Source organism: Candidatus Contubernalis alkalaceticus (genome assembly GCF_022558445.1).
Classification (GTDB): domain Bacteria; phylum Bacillota; class Dethiobacteria; order SKNC01; family SKNC01; genus Contubernalis; species Contubernalis alkaliaceticus.
On the sequence record NZ_CP054699.1, the window covers coordinates 3,017,798 to 3,038,756 of the forward strand.

A 20,959-nucleotide genomic window follows, 5' to 3' on the forward strand; every position below is an offset into this window, starting at 1 on the left:
GAACTACAAGTCAGCAGAGGGCCTGGAGCAAAACAATGGATGGATTAATAAATGAATGAACGTTCATTCATTATTGTATTATGCTTTCCCTTTTTTGTCAATTCAAACAATCTACTCAGTATGCTTTGCTTTCACGCCATGTAGATAAATATCAATAATATTCTCTATAACCTCACCGTCATCAAAGTTACAAACATCTTCAGCCTGAAGTATTTCTTTCCAGGCAATGAAAACCGCCAACATTCCATACAGAGCCCTGGAGGCTATTTTAACATCCACTTCCCGATATTCTCCTGAACTAATCATTCGGGACAGATGATTTTCTACCGGGGCAAGGGTCTTTAATACTACATTTTCTACGAATTTTTCCCTCAATTCCGGGTAGAACTGAGATTCATAGAAAAAAACCTTGAAAAGATCAAAATTTTCTCTTACCATTCCCAGGTGATTTTTCAGAAAAACTCGTAAAGTCTCAGTGCCATTTTCCCCGGTGGCGCTGTGCAAAAATTCATCTATCCAGGCATTTTCAACAGGTTCAACTACAGCCAGGAGCAGTTCTTTTTTTGTTTTAAAATATCGAAAAATTGTCCCTTCTGCCACTCCAGCCTGGGCAGCAATCTCCGCCGTGGCAGCACCTTTAAACCCTTTTCGACTAAAAACGTCCCTGGCTGCTGCCAGTATTAATTCTTTCCGGACTGGTTTTTGTTGATTTGGTTTTTTGATTGTAACCATAAAATGACCTCCCGGTTATTAAATCTCTATTAAATTGCTTTTATCATAGCTCAATGGTTTGAGAATTGCAAACTGCTGGGTAAAATAACCGGGAGGTTTAATTATATTAGATTTTTAATTATCATCATGCTTTTCCTTCTCATTACTGCTTCCTTCTTCTTTTTTCTTTCTTTTCACTGTCACCACAGTGAAGGCCAGCAATCCTGCAACGGCAATAACCAGTGCTGTCCCCCCTAAGAATAAGGACTGCTTGATTTTTCCGCCAAAAATGTCCAGCTTCTTTTCTTGTATCAAATCATCCCGCAGGTAAACCATATCTGAAGTTAATGCCAAAAACCCTTTATCCCAGGCATAGAGTGGAGAGTTATGGAATGCCCCCATATAAGTGGCAAAGCGGTTTGCCGTAGCATCCCTAAAAGTATTGAACCGGGTTCGCTCATCAATTAGCCCTTCTTCATAAAACTGGTTAGTTAAATCAACAATTTGGGCATTTACCCTGTCGGCTTCCCTTAATAGGGCATCACTCTTTTCTAAATCCCTTTGGGCATAGCTGGTTGCATGACACTGACTGCAGATATCAATCATTTCCGCCCTTAATTCTTCCCATTCTCCCATCGTTTCCCGCATTACCTCAGGGGCCCTGGCGGGTCCCATCTCATTTAGAGCATAAAGAATTTTTTCCCTGTCGGCTTCCCATTCTGCGTAAGGTTCTTCCCCCCGGACACCCAGAAAACCCCAGGCAGTCATTACAAAATGGTCTCCTTCCGGCATATGACAGGTAACACAAGTAGGGGCACGTTCTGGATCTTGTTCTATGGCATATATCATACCGTGTTTAGAACTCTGCCACATTTCATACTGTGGGTGATCTCCCGTGTGACAGTGTCCACAGGACTCCGGCTCCCGGGCTTCCTCTGCTGAGAATACATGTCTGCTGTGGCAGGAATCACATCTGCCCCGGCTTCCGTCATCCCATTCATATCCAATCTGATGGCATAAAACACAACCCTTGTCAGTGGCCGCCTTGGGCATATCCTGAAAAGTTGGAACGGCTAACATGGCCTCCCAGGCAAATGCATGCTTTCCTTCTTCAAAACGTTCTACTTCTTGAGGATGACAAACGGCGCAATCCTTGGGTGTGGGAACCTCAACCAGGTGTGCATCGCCCGGTCCGGTATGAGCCTCACCATGGCAGTCAACACATAACATGAACTCCGATTTGGAGCCCCGTTCCCAGTCCCTGGCCGCACCTTCATGACAGTTAACACAGCTTTCCGGATTTTGATTTTCAGCAATTACAGAAACTGCTCCCACAGCTATAAAGAATATAGTGAATAAAGTTATGTATACTAGTCTTTTTTGCAACAATCTTCAAACCTCCTCCTCCAAAATTACCTTAAATGAGTGAGCACTCACTCTTATAAGTATTATATTAGTTTAAACTAAATCGGTCAATAAGAATTTGTGACTTTTCTGTCCTCCCTGCCCTGTGAAAAAGACCTGGTAACAACAGCTGGTTGATAAAATAATAGAAAAGCTCCAGGTTTTAACCCTGAAGCTTTCCATTATAAAAATCTATAATATTTAAACTACCCTAACATTCTTATATGCCTGTCCTGCTTTTTATATTTATAAGTTATTTGCAACAATTCTACTGGATCATTGAAGCAAAAATACTAAACCCAAGTAATCCAATCAAGATTTACTTTAAGCTATTATCTTCCCGAGAAACTGATCTTTTACTGCACCGGGGACAGGACATATCCCGGGCCCTATCTCCACTTCCAAAAGGAGCCTGCCACTGAAAATCACAGCTTTTACAAAAGATATGTCGGCTGGCAAGTTTAAAGTTACCTCCCTCAATTTTAATAGCTTTCCCTTGGGTCAAGGCTTCGGCCAACTTGCCCCGGGCCGAACTCAATATCCTCTGGAAGGTAGGCCGGGAAACATTCATTTTTTCCGCACAGGCTTCCTGCTCCAAGCCTTCCTTATCCTTCAAACGAATAGCTTCTAGTTCCTCCACATGAAGAATAACTTCTTCCAAATCTTTTAGGGGAACTCCGGCCGGCTTGAAATAACCGTATTTCGGCATGAACTGGACATGTCTCCACTTAGTCGGCCTTGGCATAATGCTCCCCCTCCTCAAAAAAATTTTATTCGTGGTCGCAAACATGGTCAGGGCCATGCTCACATAGACTTTCTCCGATTGTTAAGCTCCCTTGAATAAAGTCCTCTATAACATTTTCCAATATCCCGGAAACACCAACCATAACTTGTATATTTTTCTCTACAAATAACTCCTGAGCTTTTGGTCCCATTCCACCGGCGGCAATATGAGTAATGTTATATGCTGACAAAAATAAAGGTAAAATTCCCGGCTGATGTTCAGGACTTAAAACATTTTCCCGCCCAATTTCTTCACCATCTTCAATACTTACTAAGGTGTATTGTTCACACCGTCCAAAATGCTGAGCCACACTGTTTCCATCAGTTGCAATAGCAATTTTCAAAATAGATACGCCTCCTATTAGTATAATACCTTTCTACAAAAATGGCAAAGGGGATTGGGATGATATTCTCTGTCTGCCTCAGTGGGGAATTCCTCAGAATATTCACGGTTAGGATACCCCATTTGTTGACCATACCTTCTGTAATATCCTGGAGAAGAAAAAAATCTATCCCTGAACCTGCGTCTTATTCCATAACAAATACCCCTGTCATCATCCATTAGATATCTTCTCCTGCTTCTAAAATTTCTTCTCCTGTCAACGTCCCTATCAAAATCAGAACAATATCCTGTTCCCCTACCCGTCATTGGGCCGCAGCCAGCTGGTCCTGTTCCATTATATCCCGGCATTTTCTTCACCTCCTTATGCTCTTTTTGAAAAATTGCACAGCTTTTTTAAATCGTAAATTCTTACTAAAAAAGCCTCTGCAGTTTTCCATTTTTATAAAATTCAAAAGCATCCTTAACCGATATTGAATCTTCGCATACAAAAACCTGAATCTCTGCTTCTTTTAAAACATCTTCCGCCCGAGGTCCAACTTTTCCAGTTATTACAGTTTTTACGCCGGCGTTGACAACAGATTGAGCTGCCTTAACCCCTGCTCCTCCCATAGCATCTAATCCGGGATTTGCATAAACATTAAATTCTCCCGATTCATCAAGAAGAGCAAAGTAAGGAGCTCTTCCAAAGTTTTGAACCACTGGGGATTCTACTTTTTCTCCACTGCTGGATATTGCAATTTCGGCCATATTATCACCTCCTAAATCTTGTAATGTTTTAAAGACATTTTAGAATTTCCTGCCATAGTTTTTTAATTTCCCCTGAGGCCTTTCCATCAGAATATTCTACCAGGGGCATTCCTTTTACAATGGATCCAATGACATCCCTGTCAAAGCTAACCTTTCCCCCAAGCTTAATTCCTTTATCCTTACAATAATCCTCAATTTCCTGAGCTTTGCCCGGATGAAGGTCATACTTGTTTATACAGACCAGGGGAATTACATTAAAGTGCCGCGCTGTATCCACAACTCTTTCTAAATCATGAAAACCCGATATTGTAGGTTCAGTTACAATCAAAACCAAATCTGCCCCGGTCATGGAAGCGATCACCGGACAACCAATGCCGGGAGGTCCATCGGTTATAATATATTTAACGTTGGTTTCCCGAACAATTTCCCGGGCTCTTGCCCGCACTCGGGATACCAATTTTCCTGAATTTTCTGCAGCAATGCCCAGCTTGGCATGAACAAAAGGTCCATATTTGGTCTGAGAAACATACCAATGGCCGGAAAATTCTTCAATCATGGAGATGGATTCTTCAGGACAAAGATGATAGCAGAAACGGCATCCCTCACAAAAAATGGAGTCAATTTGAAAATTATCAATGGCGCCAAAGCGGCACATCTCTTCACATAGCCCACATTCTCTGCATTTGTTTCTATCAATAGAAGCTTTTTCTCCCCCATAAAAATCATTTTTCTCCTTGATTTCCGGATGTAATAATAAATGAAGATCTGCAGCGTCCACATCACAATCCGTTAATACTATCTCTTGGAACAGGGAAGCCAAAGACCCAACTATTGTTGTTTTACCGGTACCTCCTTTACCACTGATCACCACTATTTCCTTATAACTCATAATTTTTCCAACCCCTTCACCCCTGCCCACAGCTCCTGAATTGAGTCCCTAAACCACGGAATCTTTTCTATTAGATTCCCTCCTTCAGCATTGAGCCGGGCAAATTCCTTGTCAAAAGGAATTTTGACTAAAACAGGAATTTTTTCATTTTGACAAAATCTTTCTACCCCGGTATCTCCCAAATCCCAACGATTGATCACCACGGCAGATGGGATTTCCATTTTTTGCAACAGCTGCACCAACAGTCCCATATCATTAAGTCCAAAGGGAGTTGGTTCGGTAACAATAATACAAAAATCAATATCTCTTAGAGATGCAACCACCGGACAGGAAGTGCCGGGGGGAATATCTATTACGGTTATCTGGTCAACTCCCTGACTCTTTTTAACTTCATTTATGACCGACACGGCCATGGCTTCTCCCACATTAAGTATTCCGTGTGTAAATTCAATATTCAAAGCACTGCCCTTTTGAATAATCCCCAGCTCTCTATCAACTTCCTCTATGGCTTTATTGGGACAAAAGTATGCACAAGAGCCACAGCTGTGACAGAGATGGGGATAAAATAATATTTTTGATTTGAGAACGGTAAGAGCTCCAAATGCACATACTTCACTACACTTTCCACAATAGTCACATTTTTCTCGGTTAACCTGAGGATTTTTTACAAAGACCGGTTGTTCTTCGGAAAAAGTTGGTTTTAAAAAAAGATGCGCATTTGGTTCCTCTACATCACAATCCAACAGTATTACCGGATGTTTTTCCTGCAAATAAACAGAAAGGTTGACAGCTAATGTAGTTTTCCCTGTTCCACCCTTGCCGCTGGCTATCCCGATTTTCATGGTCATCCTCCTACGATTCTTACTGTTCTATTGTCTTATCGTTTTACGCTCTTTTTATAATCTTACCTTTTGCGTAATGAGCATATGTTCATAACAAAATAATATACTATTAATGAGCATATGTCAATAACTTTTCTGCAAAAAAAATTAGCACCAAAAAAATCCCCCGGTATTATAAAAGGGAGTTTGTAATTATGCAATCAGTATATATTGACAAAAGAATGCCAGGCTTATCAAAGTAAAAAAGCACAGGAACTTTCGGTACAAAAAAAACAGAGGCATATTCCAACAATAGAATATGCTCCTGCTATTATCACCAAAAAAAGACAGGGCAAACTTTATCATCCATTACTGACTGACATATTAAACCATTTGCAGCAGTGAAAAATAAGCTGTTTCTATTTGGGTTTACCCATAACCCTCCAATTTTTTTCTACAGCTAATTTATACAGCTCTCTTTCTGGATTCACCGCTACCGGGTTTCCTACCATTTCCAAAATACTTATATCCGAATAACTGTCTGCAAAAGCAAAGCTCTCCTGAAAATTAATTTCTTCAGAAGGAAGTATTTTAAGTAATGCTGCAGCTTTATTCTCTCCACTGATATAAGTAATATCTTCCTCAGCTTTCAATATCCCCTCATTTAATGAAAACTCCGTCCCAATAACCAGATCAAATCCCAGGTCTTCTCCCAAAAAATTTACCAATGGTTTACAGGCTCCGGAAACGACTACCAATATGTAACCAGAAGCTTTTAAGGTTTCCGCCTCCTTTACAACCTCTGGATTTAGATCTTTCTTCATAAGCTGATAAGCATTACGAAAGAAGTCATTTATCTCTTCCTCGTTAAAACCTCTAAAGCTTTTCATAAAAGTAAAAAGTGCTCTTTCCTTAATTATTTCCCCTGAAATAATTTTGAGTTTATAGATCACATACAGGAGGACCAGCGTAGTCATTACACGATAATAGGTGAACCTGGAGTTGCTTTTTAATTGTTTACATAAAAAAGGTAAAGTATCAAAGGGATAAAGGGTTCCGTCAAAATCAAATACAGCAATTTTCATAAAACGCCTCCTCTAAAACCTCTCCATGAAATTTTTGTGTTACGTTACACGTAATTATTACTTTGAAATCTTATCCAAAATTTCAATGATTTCTTCTATTTTCTCATTTTCATTTCCGGATTGAAAGGCCTCCTTCACACAATTGCTCATATGAGCATGAATGATTTCTTTATTGGTCTTTCTGAGGATAGACTCTGCAGCCATAATTTGATTAGATATGTCGATACAATATCGGTCATCCTCAACCATCTTCAATATGCCCTCAATTTGACCTTTGGCCGTTTTAAGAAGACGAGTTATTTTTTGTTTATCAGCTCTCATAATGCCTCCTGTACATAATCCTTATTTTACGACAACTCAACAACTGTATAGCCGGCATCAGTTACCGTGCTTTTCAGTAAATCATCAGACACTTCCTTTGATAATGTTATAATGGCCTGGTTTTTGTCAAGATTCACCACAGCTTCTACTCCCTCCAGAGCATTAAGTACCTTTTCAACTCTACCAGAACAATGGGAGCAGCTCATACCTTCAATAATCATAATCCTCTTTGTCACACTATCAACTCCTTTATTTTTATTTTTTATATCGTTGGGAACAACATGAAAACCAACACTGTCTCCCCTTTTTTGCGTAAAGTGGGGTTTAAACATCTTTAATCTTAATGCATTAGTTACAACACATACTGAACTTAAGCTCATAGCTGCAGCTCCAAACATGGGGCTCAGTTTCCAGCCAAACAGGGGATAGAATACACCGGCTGCCAACGGAATCCCCAGGCTGTTATAAAATAATGCCCAGAACAGGTTTTGTTTAATAGTTCGTATGACGGACTTGCTTAGTTGTATCGCAGCAACGGCATCCAGGAGATCACTTTTTACCAATACAATATCAGCAGATTCAATGGCCACATCTGTTCCTGCTCCGATAGCAATACCCACATCGGCTCTTGCTAATGCCGGTGCATCATTGATTCCATCCCCCACCATGGCTGCTATTTTACCGGCACTGCGGATATTTTGTATTTCCCGCTCTTTATCCTGAGGCATTACCTCAGATATTGCACGGGTAATACCAAGCTCCTTTCTAATAGCTTCAGCTGTTTTTTGGTTATCCCCTGTAAGCATTACTACATCAATCCCCATAGCCTCAAACTCTCTTACAGCCCCTTTGCTGGTAGGCTTAACAACATCTGCTACAGCAATGATGCCCAATACCTTTTCCTCATCGGCGAAATAAAGAGGGGTTTTCCCTTCCTCTGCCATTTTACTGCCTATCATATCCATATCATTTAAAGTAATATTATTCTCAATAATAAGCCTTAAATTCCCTGAAAAAATTTTCTTATTATTTACAACAGCTTCAATCCCCTGTCCGGGGATGGACAAAAAATTTACCACGGGATACAAGTCCATATTTTGGTCCTTTGCTTCTTCCACTACTGCCTCTGCTAAAGGGTGCTCAGAAAGTTTCTCTATGGATGCCGCCAGTGTAAGAAGCTGCTCCTGGCTTGTCTCACTATTTGTTAAAATATCAGTAACCTTAGGTTTCCCCTGGGTAATCGTCCCTGTTTTATCTAAAACTACCGTATCAATTTTATGTGCTATTTCAAGTGACTCTGCTGATTTTATTAAAATCCCATTCTCCGCACCTTTCCCTGTCCCTACCATAATAGCTGTTGGTGTAGCCAGCCCCAATGCACACGGACAAGATATCACCAGCACCGATATTCCAATAGAAAATGCGAATTCAAAAGAATAACCCAGCAAAAGCCAGACACCCGAAGCCACCAGAGCAATTATAATTACAATGGGAACAAACACACTGCTGATTTTGTCTGCCATTTTAGCAATGGGAGCTTTCGAAGAGCTTGCTTCATCAACCAACCGAATAATCTGGGCAAGTGCTGTGTCATCACCCACCTTCATCGCTTTGAACTGAAAATATCCAGATTTATTAATGCTTGCTCCAATAACCTGGTCTCCCTTTTTCTTCTCTACCGGGATGCTCTCCCCTGTTAATGCCGACTCATCCACGTATGAACTGCCCTCCACAATGATACCATCTACAGGGATACTTTGACCGGGCTTTACAATGAGGATATCTCCCTTGACCACATCTTCCACCGCAATTTCTACTTCTTCATTTTCTCTTATAACCAGAGCTTTCTGGGGAGCTAAATTAATTAGTTTAGTTATAGCATCAGAAGTTCTTCTCTTTGCCCTTATTTCAAAAAATTTTCCTAGAGTAATTAGTGTAAGAATCATGGCAGCAGATTCAAAATATAGATTCATGGAGTACTGATGAACTAAGGGGATATCCATATGTCCCAGACCATAGCCAATTTTATAGATAGCATAGATTCCGTAAATGAACGCTGCAGAAGAGCCAATGGCAATAAGGGAATCCATGTTGGGCGAACCCTTGATGAGAGTTTTAAAGCCTACCTTATAATATTTGTTGTTCACAAATACCACAGGCAATGCCAAAAGCATTTGGGTAAAGGCAAAAATTAAAGCATTTTCATGCCCTAGAAAAGCACCCGGCAGAGGAAAACCAAACATATGTCCCATGGATATATATGAAAGGGGAATAGTAAAAATAAAAGAAACAATCAGACGGTTCTTCATCTGAATAACTTCATTATTAACATTATCTACATTCACCGGCTTTGAAACTTTTGCTGCCAATTTCTCTTTGTTCGTATAAACAAAAGCATTGTACCCTGCATCCTGAACAGCTTTTATAATTTTTTCTTCATCTATGCTAGCTCCATCATATTGTACCGTCATGCTGTTGCTTAAGAGATTAACATTTACCTTTTCTATGCCAACTGCTTTCCCCACACTTTTTTCAACATGAGTAGAACATGCGGAACAAGTCATTCCTGTTACTTCAAATTTTTTATTTATCATAACACCCTCCCCCGCATCTTAACACCCCTCCCCCCTGGGGTATAATGCTACTCAACATAATAAGCTACGATTTATCTTTTGTCAAGCAGTGAACCTCCCCCGAATATGGAAATATGGGAAATATGGAGGAAATATGGGGGGGAAATATGGGGACGCCTTACTTAATTATTTATCGTAATGACCCTCTGGCATCTATACCTTTGGCGACACTATATAACAATTAATTACTGGAAGGCAATTAATATTGTTTTAGAATGTAAGGTATTTTTTTACAAATTATTATAGATTTTCTAGTAACGTATGTGGTAAAATATAGATATGGCAAGAATAGCAAGAGTAGTGGCACCTGGTGTGCCTCCCACATTACACAAAGAGGTAACCGTCGTCTCCAAACATTTTTTTACAAAGGGGATTATCAGGAATACCTTAAACTAATGGCACAATGGTGCTCCCATTGGAAAGTAGAAATATGGGCATACTGCCTTATGCCAAATCACACTCATTTAATCGCAGTACCGCCTTCAAAAGAATCCCTGGCAGGAGCTATTGGGGAAGCTCACCGTCGTTATACGCGTTGGGTAAACTTACGTCAGGGCTGGAGCGGGCATCTTTGGCAGGGTCGTTTTTCCTCTTTTCCAATGGATGATGCACATCTCTATGTTGCTGCCCGCTATATTGAGCTCAACCCTGTACGTGCGGGATTAGTTAAAAACCCATGGGATTACCCTTGGAGCAGCGCCGCTGCACACATGCAAGGACGAGACGACTTATTAGTACAATCAAAACCACTGCTAGAAATGTTTGGTGATTGGCAAAAATATCTTTCTGAGGGCATTTCTGCTGAAGAAACAGAAAAATTCAGAAGTCACGAGAAAACTGGCCGTCCACTTGGAAATGAAAAATTTATTATAGATATGGAAAAAATAGTGGGAAGAAATTTAAGACCTCGTAAACCTGGTCCAAAAGAACCTCGGGAAAAAAGAAAAAGTTAATAATATCTTTTGATTAATTTTACTGAGAAATTAAGTATACTGTCCCCGTAATTCCCCTGTAATTCCCGTAATTCCACGTAATTCAGCAGACCGGCACTGCCATAGCTTCTCCTACATTAAGTATTCCGTGGGTAAATTCAATATTTTCAGCGTTACCCTTTCAAATCATCCCCAGCTCTCTATCTACTTCCTTTATAGCTTTATTGGGACAAAAGTATGCACAAGAGCCACAGCTGCGACAGAGATGGGGAAAAATAAATTATCACATGTCAATAACTTTTCTAAGAAAAAACAAAATAAGGAATAAGGAATTACCACGAAAAAAAAATCCCCTGGGGTAGTAAAGAGGAGTTTATAATTTTTTGAAGAAAACTAAGACGGGACATTATTATTGAGGGTGAAAGAAACGAGGCAAAATATGCATGACAATGTTGACACAAAATTATTAACAGAAGGAATCCGGCAAAAACTGTTGTCCTGGTACGACCAAAACCACAGAGATCTTCCCTGGCGCAGAGAAACAGATCCCTACCGGATCTGGCTTTCAGAGGTTATGCTGCAGCAGACCCGGGTTAACACTGTAATTCCCTATTACCTAAGATTCCTAGACAAATTCCCAACCCTTTCTTCCCTGGCCAACGCCGATGAACAGGAAGTCCTGAAGCTCTGGGAAGGTCTGGGATACTATGCCCGGGGACGAAATTTTTTAGATGCGGTAAAAGAAGTGCAGGGGACCTATGGTGGAGAAGTTCCCTCGGACCCTGTAGACTTTAAGAAACTCCGAGGAGTTGGGGACTATTCCTCCGCCGCCGTCTTGAGCATCGCCTATCAAAAACCCCTGGCAGCAGTGGACGGCAATGTGGTTCGGGTAACCTGCCGGCTGTTTCTGATTGAGGATGATACTACTAAAAGTAGTACTTTAAAATTAATCAAGGGCACAGCCAAAAACCTCTTGGATCCCCATCGTCCGGGAGATTTTAACCAGGCCATGATGGAAATGGGGGCCGTTATATGCCTACCCCGAAATCCTCAGTGTCTTAAGTGTATATTGACAAAAGAATGTCTGGCTTATCAAAGGGGAAAAGCCGAGGAACTTCCATTACGAAAAAAAACAGGGCATATTCCAACAATAGAATATGCCGCTGCTATTATTACCAAAGAAAGACGATGTCTGCTGCACAAAAGAGATCGTAACGGTATGTTGGGAGGATTATGGGAACTTCCGTTTATTAAGAAAAAGAATAAAAAAAAGAATGAGTTAGAAGAATCTTTTTCCTTTCTACTGAAGAATGTAGTAACATTAAAAAAAAGAATAATTCAACTCAATCATACTTTCAGCCACCAGCATTGGAAGGTTTCCGTATATCCCGCAGAAAGTCCCGACCCTTCCCCGGATAATAAAAAAAACTGGCGCTGGGCAAACACAGAAGACATTTCATCCCTTCCCTTTCCAAAATTTTATCATCCGTTGCTGCCTGACATATTAAAAAAGCTGCAGCAGTGAAAAATACGCTCTTTCTATTTGGATTTACCCATAACCTTCCAATTTTTTTCTACAGCTAATTTATATAGCTCTCTTTCTGGATTCACCACTACCGGATTTCCTACCAGTTCTAAAATATTTATATCCGAATAGCTATCCGCAAAGGCAAAGCTCTCCTTAAAATTTATTTCTTCTGAAGTCAGAGTTTTTAATAGGGCGCAGCTTTATCCACTCCGCTGATATAAGTAATATCTTTCTCATCTGTAAAAATCCCTTCATTAATTTTTCATAATGTGCCTATAAAAAAATTCAATTATCAGGGGAATTGTCACTGTTTGATATTTAGAGATTATAATATCTTTTGATTAACTTTTTACGGAATTAAGTATACTGTCCCCGGAATTCCCCGGAATTCCTACAGATTCAGAATAACCGGAATAGGTTCTCCCACCTCCACCTTAAATCCCCGCAGACGGCAGGTCCGAGCCATAACCTCCATGCCCTGCGCCACAGCCCACCGCAGTGCCTGACCGAATTCAGGATCCATTGAATCATTAGGGCAAACCCTGTCGGCATCCTCCCTCATTACTAAGAAGAAAGCTGCGGTTCTAAACCCCTCCTGAGCTGCCTGTCCCAAATCCTCCAGATGCCGCCTGCCCCTAGTAGTGGGAGCATCGGGGAAAAAAGCCGTTCTATCTTTAACCAGGTTAACGGATTTAATTTCCACCAGACAATCTGGCTTTTCGCCATTACTCAAAAGAAGGTCAAAACGGCTGTGCCCCCAGGCTGCTTCTCGTTTTACTTTTTCATAACCGGCCAACTCCTGTATTTCCCCCCGTTTAATAGCTTCGGACATAATGCGGTTGGGAAGCTGAGAATTAATGGCTACCGGCATACCCTCCTGGAAAGCAAAAAGCAGCTCATAGGGGGTCTTGCGCCCTTTACCCGAAGCCTCCCTCAGAATAACCCGGGCACCGGGAAAGAGAAGTTCTTTCATTCTTCCGGAGTTAGGAATGTGAGCCAGTTTTTCCTCTCCATTTACTTCAACCAGGGCCACAAACCGGTTTTTCCTTTCCAACATGCGGGCAGGTACCAGTTTTATATTATCCATAATATTTCACCAAAAATCTTCCTTTAGAAATATTCAGCAAGATAAGTTCCTTCACTCTGATAAGCTGCCGGTTCTCCATTACGGTCAAAGGCCAGGATATTGCATAGGTTACGGCCGGAGCCGTTCCTCCAGGAGTCGGACGCTGAAGAAAAACCCCAGGATACCCACCAGACAAGCTGTAAAAAACAATGCAATAGCTATGGAACCCATGGAAATGCTTAAACTCTGGGAACCATTGCTGCTTATGGTATGAAGAAAATTTAGGTGGGGGGAAACATGGGAAACATGGGAAACATGGGGACACCTTACTTAATTATTTATCGTAACGATTCTCTGGCAGGTTATCCCATTTGCGACATCTGTGACAATAGAATTTCGGGAAGGCAACCAATTAATGTTTATGGAATGTTAGGTATTTTTTTTACGAAAGAGATTATCAGAAATACCTTAAACTAATGGCACAATGGTACTCCCATTGGAACGTTGAAATATGGGCATACTGCCTCATGCCAAATTACATTCATTTAATAGCAGTACCGACTTCAAAAGAATCTTTGGCAGGAGCTATTGGGGAAGACTACCTTCGTTATATGCGTTGGGAAAAGAAAAAGTTAAATATTGTTTGATACTTAAAAATTATAATAACTTTTAATTAACTTTACTGAAATTAAGTATACTGTCCCCGTAATTCCCTACTGTCCCCGTAATTCCACCAAGTATACTGTCCCCGTAATTCCCCGTAATTCCGTAATTCCTACAACAACCTCATCTTTACACAAATTTAGTACATTTCTTTATCTTCCTTTTTCATCCACTTGTCAAACAACTCTATACACTTATAGCGATCTAAAACCTCAACAGAAATCCTTTTTTCCGCTGCAACACCGGTAATAAAATCATAAATATAATTATCAGCAAAACCTATTGCCTCAGCATCCTTCCTATCAGTGCCATAGTATAACTTAGGAATCCTGGCCCAGATAATAGCAGCCATACACATAGGGCAGGGTTCACAGGTTGCGTAAATTGAACAATCATCCAGACTGAACCGGCCTAATTTTTGGGTGGCAATGCGGATTGCAGCAATTTCCGCATGCATGGTGGGATCATTGGTGGCAAGCACTTGATTGTTTGCCGCCGCTATTATCTCCCCGTCTTTTACAATAACAGCGCCAAAAGGTCCTCCCTCATGGCCTTTAATATTTTCCAAGGCTTCATTATAAGCAGCTTTCATATATTTGTTCATATTCACACCTCATTCCCACAAGTTAAGAGTTGTCGAGGAAAAAACCCCCTGAAAAAAACAACATCCTCTTTAACTAATGTAAGATAATTATAACAAAAAATATATATAGTTTCTAATTATAGTTCCAAATTCTAGTCCCTGACAGCTTTTGGAGGGCTTTATGAAAAACAATTACACTATCTCATTATCTCACGCTATCTATAACAATCTGCACACTGCAACAGTTATAGAATATATTAAGAAAAGGGGACACTGCTGAAAAGGAATGTCCCTATGCAATGTCCCCATAGTCATAAAAAGCGAAAGGATAGCACAGTGAACTGGTTTCAGCAAGCTTAAACATCGGAGAACCAGGTGGATGACCCTACTCCACCTGATTAAAAGCCCCACCTACGCTAACGCTTGAGGTGGGGGTCTTATTAAACTCTCAATAGAATAGAAAGGAACTAATGATGAAAAGCATGATGAAAGCGTTAGTTAAGGAAAATCCTGCTAAAGGAGCTGTTATTAGAAATATTAAAATCCCCCAGCCCGGGCCTCATGATGTATTAGTTAAAGTTTTGGCCACCTCCATCTGCGGTACTGATCTTCATATTTTCAAATGGGATCAATGGGCGGCCTCCAGGATGAAACCTCCTGTGGTAATAGGACATGAAATGTCAGGAATTATTGTTAAGGTAGGGGCAGGAGTAAAAAACTGGCACAAGGGGGATTACGTCAGCCTGGAATGTCATAAAACATGCGGCCAGTGCTACCAGTGTAGAACAGGCCAGGCACACATCTGCAGAGATTATACTATACTAGGAGTAGATTTTGACGGATGCTTTGCGGAATATATACGGGTTCCGGAAGCCAACCTGTGGAAAAATGACCCTGGGATTCCCCCGGAAGTAGCCTGCCTGCAGGACCCCGTGGGAAATGCGTTAATGGCTGCTGCCTCTACCGATATTACTGGGAAAAACCTCTTAATCACCGGATGTGGTGCCATCGGCCTCTTTGCGGTGGGAGTGGCAAAAGTATTGGGTGCTCACAAAATAATCGCCGTGGACATAAATGATTACCGTTTAGAGATTGCCCGACAGATGGGAGCAAGCCATATAATTAACCCTTTGGAGCATAACATCGTGGAAAAAGTGCTGATTGGCACCAAAGGAGACGGAATTGATATTGTGGTTGAAATGAGCGGCAATAAGCAAAGTCTGCAAGACGGACTAAAAACCTTAAAGAACGGCGGAAGATTAGCTCTGTTGGGCCTCCCCGAGGAAAAAATTTGCCTGGATCTGACTAACGAAATAATATTTAAGGGTGTTACCCTGGCCGGCATTACCGGACGGAAAATATTTGAAACCTGGTACAAAACATCTGCCCTGTTAAACGGAATTTTGGATGTCAGCCCGGTCATAACCCATAAATTTAAATTAGAACAGTATGAAGAGGCTTTTTCAATTATGCAGTCAGGACAGTGCGGCAAAATCATTCTTTACCCCAACTAATTAAAGCTTGTTACTTTAATTATGTTAGGAGTATCATGGGCTGCGGAATACGCAGCCCATGATACTTTCTAATTTTAACAAGTACCTGAGTTCGTCAAAGTTATGACCATTTTCACAAAGAAGCCGTTCCCTGACAAGAAACATGACAACGCAAGAGTTCAATGGGACGGCTCCGATATTTTCAGAGAGAACATAACCGCCAGCAGAGTGGTTCCCAAAAGCAGAGCATATGTGGAAATGTAATGTCCCTGAAGCTCAAAAAGAACTCCACCCAGGTATGGAAAAAGTCCGGCCGCTCCAAGTCCTGTGAAAACTACTCCATAATTCAACCCGAAATTGGATTCTCCAAAAAAGCTGACTACAGCCGATGGAAAGATGCTGTATAAACTACCGTAGGCCAGGGCCATAACAGAAACTGCCGCCATCAGTAGAATGGGAGTTTCAATCATCATCATAAAGGTGAGCATCAAGGCTATGGTACTGAAAATAACAGTCATAGCCCGGGCCCGCCCAATTATGTCTGAAAGTATTCCCCCTAAAATACGACCGGCAGCATTACAGGCGGCAAAAAGAGCCACGGCGATGTAACCCTTTTCAAAGCCCGTTTGGACCCCCATGATGTTATTTAGATGAGCCGCCATAGTAACTCCGGCACCAGTAGTCAAAAAAAACATTACCCAGAAATGATAGAGCTGCGGATCCTTCAGAGACGGAAACCGTCCTCTGGAAAGCCGTCCTCTCAGGTCCCCAAATCTCAAGGGTGGATTATGGATAAACTGAGCAAGTATAAAAATACCCAGAGTTAAAACCAGCCCACAGATCACAAAAGATTGAGCGGTGCCTCTGTTGTGGACCAGCCGCTGAATCAATGGAGACATAATCAGCGCCGCCAGGCCGGTGCTGGTGACCACCAGTCCGGTGATGGTCCCCTTTCTTTCCGTAGAAAACCACTTCATAGCCGCGGGAGTAGTGGAAGCAAAACAGCAAGCCAACCCCATTCCTAAAAACAGCCCCCACAACACTGCTGCGGTAAAGGGATAATCCAGGTAGTATGCACTGATAATAAAAGCTCCGCCGGCAAAAAAACTCCCCAGGCTGATCACCGGCCGAGGGCCGTAATTATCCTGCGCCCTACCCGCCGAGACCATGCAGAAGGCATAACAAAACAAAAATATTGAATAAGGCAGAGAAGCCTGGGAATAAGTCCACCCCTTTTGTTCTACCAGTCCTGTGGCAAAAATACTCCAGGTATAATTTATCCCTACCAGAAAATTTACCCCAGCCCCCGCCAGGGCTACTTTCCATCCACGATATAAAGGCAAATTCCTTCAACTCCAAATTATAAGTAATTTTAATAATATCTCATAACTTACCGCTATTTTATATATACTTATTTCAGAGGTTCTTAGAACAACTGTATCTATTTGTCTTATTAAACTTTTAAAACCGCCCGTAAAAAAAGAGGAGAAAATCTCTCCTGAAAAAGGTGAACATATGAAAATTGTTTTATTAAAACGAGGAATTAACAAATACTTTATTTTCCTGCTGCTGGGATTAATCTTACTCCTCAGCGGGGCAGACTATTTTTATTATAATCAAAGACTGTACCCGGGGATTTATATCAAAGAAATAAACCTTGGTAATAAAACCTTGTCAGAAGCGGAAAACACTGTAAAAAATCTTCAAATGACTTTTTGGGGGCCGGGGGAAGAAAAAGAATCATTAACCTTAAAAAACTTAGGAGTAGAAATCTTAAACGATGAAATGATTCACCAATGCTACCAAATGGGGAGGCAGCGTATATGGCCGTTCAACTATCTGGATCGGCTGAGTCTAAAAAAAGGTTCTTATATCTCATTACCCTATAAAATCAATGACAACCAATTATATGAAAGCGTAGATAACCTTATAAATACCTTTAATCGAGCGCCGGCAGATGCTGGTTTTGAAATTGTTAAGGAAACTGCCCAACTGAATCCTGAAAAATTTGGTTTTCAGGTTCAAAAAGAAAATCTTGTTCAAGAAATATTAAAGAATCTTGAACAAGAGGAAACGCCCCTGCAGATAACCGTTCCGGGAACAGAAATCACCCCGGACTTCACCGTTTCCCATTTTGTAGAAAAGGGAATTACCCAACAGATGGCTTCCTTTACCACCGCCTTTGATGCTTCCTACGAAGAACGTGTCCATAATATAGAGCTGGCTGCATCAATAATTAATAAACACCTTATTGCTCCCGGAGATATATTTTCCTTTAACCAAATTGTTGGTGATACCACCCCCGATAAAGGATATAAGGAAGCTCTTATCATTCAAGGAGGAGAATTCACCACAGGATACGGAGGGGGAGTGTGCCAGGTTTCTTCCACCCTTTACAACGCTGCACTTCTCTCCAATATGCAAATTTTAGAACGGCATAATCATCGCTTCATGGCAGCCTATGTTTCTGCCGGGAGAGATGCAGCCGTCTCTTATGGCACCTACGACTTAATGTTCAGAAACAACCGGGATCATCATATTTTAATAAATACCCGGGTAGAAAACGGTGAAATTACCATTGCAATAGTAGGCGGTGGTTTGGAGGAAGAAGTTGAAATTGAGACCAACTATCTAAATTATATTGAACCGTCTCTACGAATTGAAGTTACCTCCCAGCTGGCTCCGGGAGAAGAAGAAAAGTTAAAAGGAAAACCCGGCGGTACTATAAAGGTTTGGAGAATAATACAAAGGCCAGATGGTGAAAAAAGTGAAGAAATATTATCCGTAGATACTTACCTGCCTTACCCTGCAATCTTAAGGAAAGGAAAAGCTGACTGAACAGTCAGCTTTTTTAGATTCATTTGGAACTGCTAAAAACTAATAAGCTATAAATTATTTATCTATAAGATTCAAAAAAAATAATTGCTTTTAGTTTATTTTACTTGATTTTTGTCAACAATAAACCTATACTAGAGTCGGAGGTGATAATTATGGCTGGTAATAAGGAATTGATAACTGCACAGGTCCTGGCGGAAGCATTAGACCTTTCTGTAGAAACAATATGGAGATACACCAGAGAAAAAAAAATACCCTACATCGAATTAGGCAGAAAACAGTACCGCTATAAACTTACTGATGTAGTCCGGGCGCTGAGCAATTCAACCCTTGGAGAAAAAACAGCCCCGTACAAAACCGAAACCGATAAGAAATACACTTATCAGGACTACCTGGAGCTACCGGAAGAACCTGGCTATCGCTTCGAGATTTTGGAAGGGATATTGATAAAAGACCCCTCCCCCAATGTTATACACCAGCGGGTTTCCCGTCGGCTGCAGCGTATCTTAGAAGATTATTTTTGGGAGGTTGACCCCAAAGGAGAAATTTTCAATGCGCCACTAGATGTAACCTTCCACGATATTACTGTAGTCCAACCGGACCTGTTCTATGTATCAGCAGAACAAGAAAATATTGTAAAAGATACCCGGATTGACGGGCCACCTACTCTGGTAGTTGAGGTTTTGTCCCCTTCCAACTTCCGCAAGGACAGACTGCAAAAAATGCGCATATACCAAAAAGTTCAGGTGCAGCACTACTGGATAGTGGATCCGGCGGAAAAAACCCTGGAATGCTTTTCCCTTCGGGATGACATGTATGCACTGGTGACAGCGGGAATGGATGAAGATATTGTAGAACATCCAGATTTTTCAGGGTTAAACATTGAATTAAAAAAACTATGGTAAAGATATTACATTACGCTCAACACAGATGCAGCCCATCAAATTTCCTAACAGTATCCCTAAGAGCTATGCCCGGCAATCATTTTTAATTTTTCTTCCCTGGACAATCTTTTTATACAGTATTCTCTCTGCATAGCTTCACTTTTTGTCCCAAATGTTTCATAATACCTGACTGCTACCGGATATCTTCCCCGGGTATATTTTGCACCGTTTCCCCGGTTGTGTTCTGCCAGCCTTTTTGCTATGTCCATAGTCCAACCTGTATATAAGGTCCCGTCCCTGCATTCCAATATATAAACATAAAACATTTGGTCAGCCTCTTTCATATCAGTTGCTCCTCTCAAATATATCACCGTGATAAACTGCTGACTGCATTTATAGTTAAACCGTGTCAACTGATGGTCAAAAAGTAATAAGCTAAAGTCATTAACCTTTAGCTTATTCTGTCTAAAAAAATCAAACCAAACACCGGCTTATATCTGAATTTTAGAAAACATATAAGCACCGATTATAACCAGGATAAAGCTGCTGATTGACAGTACCCCAAGATCCAACCATACCCCCATTTGAAACTGGCCAATCAGAACACCCCGCAGCCCATCTACCCCGTAGGAAAGAGGATTTATATGAACTATGGTAGCTACTGCTGCAGGAAGATCGTTTAACGGAAACAGCGCGCCGGAAAGGAAAAACAAGGGCATGATCATGAAATTCATAATCAACTGAAAGCCCTGCATATCCTCCAGAACCGAGGCGATTGCCGTACCCAGAGCAGTAAAAAGTATAGCAATGAGAAACATAAAAACTAATGCCGACAGCAGCATCACCGGATTGGAAACCCGAAAACCAATTAAAAAAGATATACCCAAAACGATTATCCCCTGGAACACGGCCACCGTGGCACCACCCAGAGTCCTACCCAGCATGATGTTAACTCTTGAAACCGGAGCCACCAGTGTTTCCTTCAAAAAACCAAACTGACGGTCCCAGATGATTTCAATTCCGTTAAACATAGATGTAAACAAAACAGTCATGGCAATAATACCGGGGACCAGAAACTCCAGATAGTTTCCTTCCCCGGCCCTTTGAAATACCGGCCCAAAACCAAACCCCAGAGCAAAGAGAAAAAGCAGAGGCTGACCAAGGGCACCTATTATCCGGGGTTTAGAACGATAATACCTCTTCAATTGACGCAGCCAGAGTATATAAATAACATTCAT

General features: G+C 41.2%; 24 protein-coding genes. 7 read left to right on the forward strand and 17 right to left on the reverse strand.

The genetic code is table 11. The features are described from left to right. Nucleotides 1-111: 111 nt before the first annotated feature. From HUE98_RS14930 to HUE98_RS14980, 11 genes are all read right to left on the reverse strand, one after another. The gene (locus tag HUE98_RS14930; protein WP_241421405.1) at nucleotides 112-732 is read right to left on the reverse strand and encodes a TetR/AcrR family transcriptional regulator; all 621 of its coding nucleotides are present in this window, start codon (nucleotides 730-732) and stop codon (nucleotides 112-114) included. A gap of 114 nt (nucleotides 733-846) precedes the next feature. After that, nucleotides 847-2,100, reverse strand: coding sequence for a multiheme c-type cytochrome (locus tag HUE98_RS14935; RefSeq protein ID WP_241421406.1), 1,254 nt, complete (start codon nucleotides 2,098-2,100; stop codon nucleotides 847-849). A gap of 334 nt (nucleotides 2,101-2,434) precedes the next feature. After that, on the reverse strand, nucleotides 2,435-2,860 hold the full coding sequence (locus HUE98_RS14940; RefSeq protein WP_241421407.1) for a DUF134 domain-containing protein: 426 nt from the start codon (nucleotides 2,858-2,860) through the stop codon (nucleotides 2,435-2,437). A 25-nt stretch (nucleotides 2,861-2,885) separates the two neighbouring features. After that, nucleotides 2,886-3,242 (reverse strand): NifB/NifX family molybdenum-iron cluster-binding protein, encoded by a 357-nt coding sequence (locus HUE98_RS14945; protein ID WP_241421408.1) that lies wholly within the window; start codon nucleotides 3,240-3,242, stop codon nucleotides 2,886-2,888. 17 nt (nucleotides 3,243-3,259) lie between these two features. Further along, complete coding sequence (locus HUE98_RS14950; protein ID WP_241421409.1) at nucleotides 3,260-3,589, reverse strand: DUF5320 domain-containing protein; 330 nt, start codon at nucleotides 3,587-3,589, stop codon at nucleotides 3,260-3,262. Nucleotides 3,590-3,652: 63 nt separating this feature from the next. Then, the gene (locus HUE98_RS14955) at nucleotides 3,653-3,988 is read right to left on the reverse strand and encodes a NifB/NifX family molybdenum-iron cluster-binding protein (RefSeq protein ID WP_241421410.1); all 336 of its coding nucleotides are present in this window, start codon (nucleotides 3,986-3,988) and stop codon (nucleotides 3,653-3,655) included. A gap of 28 nt (nucleotides 3,989-4,016) precedes the next feature. Then, nucleotides 4,017-4,877, reverse strand: coding sequence for an ATP-binding protein (locus tag HUE98_RS14960; RefSeq protein WP_241421411.1), 861 nt, complete (start codon nucleotides 4,875-4,877; stop codon nucleotides 4,017-4,019). After that, nucleotides 4,874-5,719, reverse strand: coding sequence for an ATP-binding protein (locus HUE98_RS14965; RefSeq protein ID WP_241421412.1), 846 nt, complete (start codon nucleotides 5,717-5,719; stop codon nucleotides 4,874-4,876). Before HUE98_RS14965 ends, HUE98_RS14960 begins: the two co-directional genes overlap by 4 nt. Before the next feature lie 398 nt (nucleotides 5,720-6,117). Continuing rightward, entirely contained in the window at nucleotides 6,118-6,783 is a 666-nt protein-coding gene (locus HUE98_RS14970; protein ID WP_241421413.1) for an HAD family hydrolase, read from the reverse strand. 57 nt (nucleotides 6,784-6,840) lie between these two features. Further along, nucleotides 6,841-7,104: a metal-sensing transcriptional repressor gene (locus tag HUE98_RS14975; RefSeq protein WP_241421414.1), complete on the reverse strand. Its 264-nt coding sequence runs from the start codon at nucleotides 7,102-7,104 to the stop codon at nucleotides 6,841-6,843. Between the two features lie 26 nt (nucleotides 7,105-7,130). Further along, complete coding sequence (locus tag HUE98_RS14980; RefSeq protein ID WP_241421415.1) at nucleotides 7,131-9,698, reverse strand: heavy metal translocating P-type ATPase; 2,568 nt, start codon at nucleotides 9,696-9,698, stop codon at nucleotides 7,131-7,133. A 302-nt stretch (nucleotides 9,699-10,000) separates the two neighbouring features. Between HUE98_RS14980 and HUE98_RS14985 the strand changes: the two genes are divergently transcribed. Beyond that, nucleotides 10,001-10,690 (forward strand): transposase, encoded by a 690-nt coding sequence (locus HUE98_RS14985; RefSeq protein WP_241421416.1) that lies wholly within the window; start codon nucleotides 10,001-10,003, stop codon nucleotides 10,688-10,690. Between the two features lie 160 nt (nucleotides 10,691-10,850). Here HUE98_RS14985 and HUE98_RS18200 read toward each other — a convergent pair whose 3' ends face one another. Beyond that, nucleotides 10,851-10,946: a 4Fe-4S binding protein gene (locus tag HUE98_RS18200; RefSeq protein ID WP_318036565.1), complete on the reverse strand. Its 96-nt coding sequence runs from the start codon at nucleotides 10,944-10,946 to the stop codon at nucleotides 10,851-10,853. A gap of 162 nt (nucleotides 10,947-11,108) precedes the next feature. Here HUE98_RS18200 and mutY point away from each other — a divergent pair, with 162 nt between their 5' ends. Further along, nucleotides 11,109-12,194, forward strand: coding sequence for an A/G-specific adenine glycosylase (gene mutY / locus HUE98_RS14990; protein ID WP_241421417.1), 1,086 nt, complete (start codon nucleotides 11,109-11,111; stop codon nucleotides 12,192-12,194). Between the two features lie 394 nt (nucleotides 12,195-12,588). Here the strand turns inward: mutY and sfsA are convergent, their stop codons facing one another. Then, complete coding sequence (sfsA, locus tag HUE98_RS14995) at nucleotides 12,589-13,284, reverse strand: DNA/RNA nuclease SfsA (RefSeq protein WP_241421418.1); 696 nt, start codon at nucleotides 13,282-13,284, stop codon at nucleotides 12,589-12,591. 276 nt (nucleotides 13,285-13,560) lie between these two features. Between sfsA and HUE98_RS15000 the strand changes: the two genes are divergently transcribed. After that, on the forward strand, nucleotides 13,561-13,740 hold the full coding sequence (locus HUE98_RS15000) for a hypothetical protein (RefSeq protein WP_241421419.1): 180 nt from the start codon (nucleotides 13,561-13,563) through the stop codon (nucleotides 13,738-13,740). Beyond that, nucleotides 13,740-13,910 carry a hypothetical protein gene (locus HUE98_RS18205; RefSeq protein WP_407080266.1) on the forward strand — a complete coding sequence of 57 codons (171 nt, stop codon included), beginning with the start codon at nucleotides 13,740-13,742 and terminating at the stop codon, nucleotides 13,908-13,910. Before HUE98_RS15000 ends, HUE98_RS18205 begins: the two co-directional genes overlap by 1 nt. Before the next feature lie 155 nt (nucleotides 13,911-14,065). Here HUE98_RS18205 and HUE98_RS15005 read toward each other — a convergent pair whose 3' ends face one another. Next, nucleotides 14,066-14,530, reverse strand: a complete 465-nt coding sequence (locus HUE98_RS15005) for a nucleoside deaminase (RefSeq protein ID WP_241421420.1) — start codon at nucleotides 14,528-14,530, stop codon at nucleotides 14,066-14,068. Nucleotides 14,531-14,979: 449 nt separating this feature from the next. Between HUE98_RS15005 and tdh the strand changes: the two genes are divergently transcribed. Next, nucleotides 14,980-16,023: an L-threonine 3-dehydrogenase gene (tdh, locus tag HUE98_RS15010; protein ID WP_241421421.1), complete on the forward strand. Its 1,044-nt coding sequence runs from the start codon at nucleotides 14,980-14,982 to the stop codon at nucleotides 16,021-16,023. A gap of 158 nt (nucleotides 16,024-16,181) precedes the next feature. Here tdh and HUE98_RS15015 read toward each other — a convergent pair whose 3' ends face one another. Continuing rightward, nucleotides 16,182-17,345, reverse strand: a complete 1,164-nt coding sequence (locus HUE98_RS15015; RefSeq protein ID WP_241421422.1) for an MFS transporter — start codon at nucleotides 17,343-17,345, stop codon at nucleotides 16,182-16,184. A gap of 172 nt (nucleotides 17,346-17,517) precedes the next feature. Between HUE98_RS15015 and HUE98_RS15020 the strand changes: the two genes are divergently transcribed. Both HUE98_RS15020 and HUE98_RS15025 read left to right on the forward strand, forming a co-directional pair. Further along, entirely contained in the window at nucleotides 17,518-18,840 is a 1,323-nt protein-coding gene (locus HUE98_RS15020; protein ID WP_241421423.1) for a VanW family protein, read from the forward strand. A gap of 152 nt (nucleotides 18,841-18,992) precedes the next feature. Next, nucleotides 18,993-19,742 carry a Uma2 family endonuclease gene (locus HUE98_RS15025; protein ID WP_241421424.1) on the forward strand — a complete coding sequence of 250 codons (750 nt, stop codon included), beginning with the start codon at nucleotides 18,993-18,995 and terminating at the stop codon, nucleotides 19,740-19,742. 56 nt (nucleotides 19,743-19,798) lie between these two features. Here HUE98_RS15025 and HUE98_RS15030 read toward each other — a convergent pair whose 3' ends face one another. Further along, on the reverse strand, nucleotides 19,799-20,047 hold the full coding sequence (locus HUE98_RS15030) for a GIY-YIG nuclease family protein (protein ID WP_241423577.1): 249 nt from the start codon (nucleotides 20,045-20,047) through the stop codon (nucleotides 19,799-19,801). A gap of 165 nt (nucleotides 20,048-20,212) precedes the next feature. Then, nucleotides 20,213-20,959 (reverse strand): ABC transporter permease, encoded by a 747-nt coding sequence (locus HUE98_RS15035; protein WP_241421425.1) that lies wholly within the window; start codon nucleotides 20,957-20,959, stop codon nucleotides 20,213-20,215.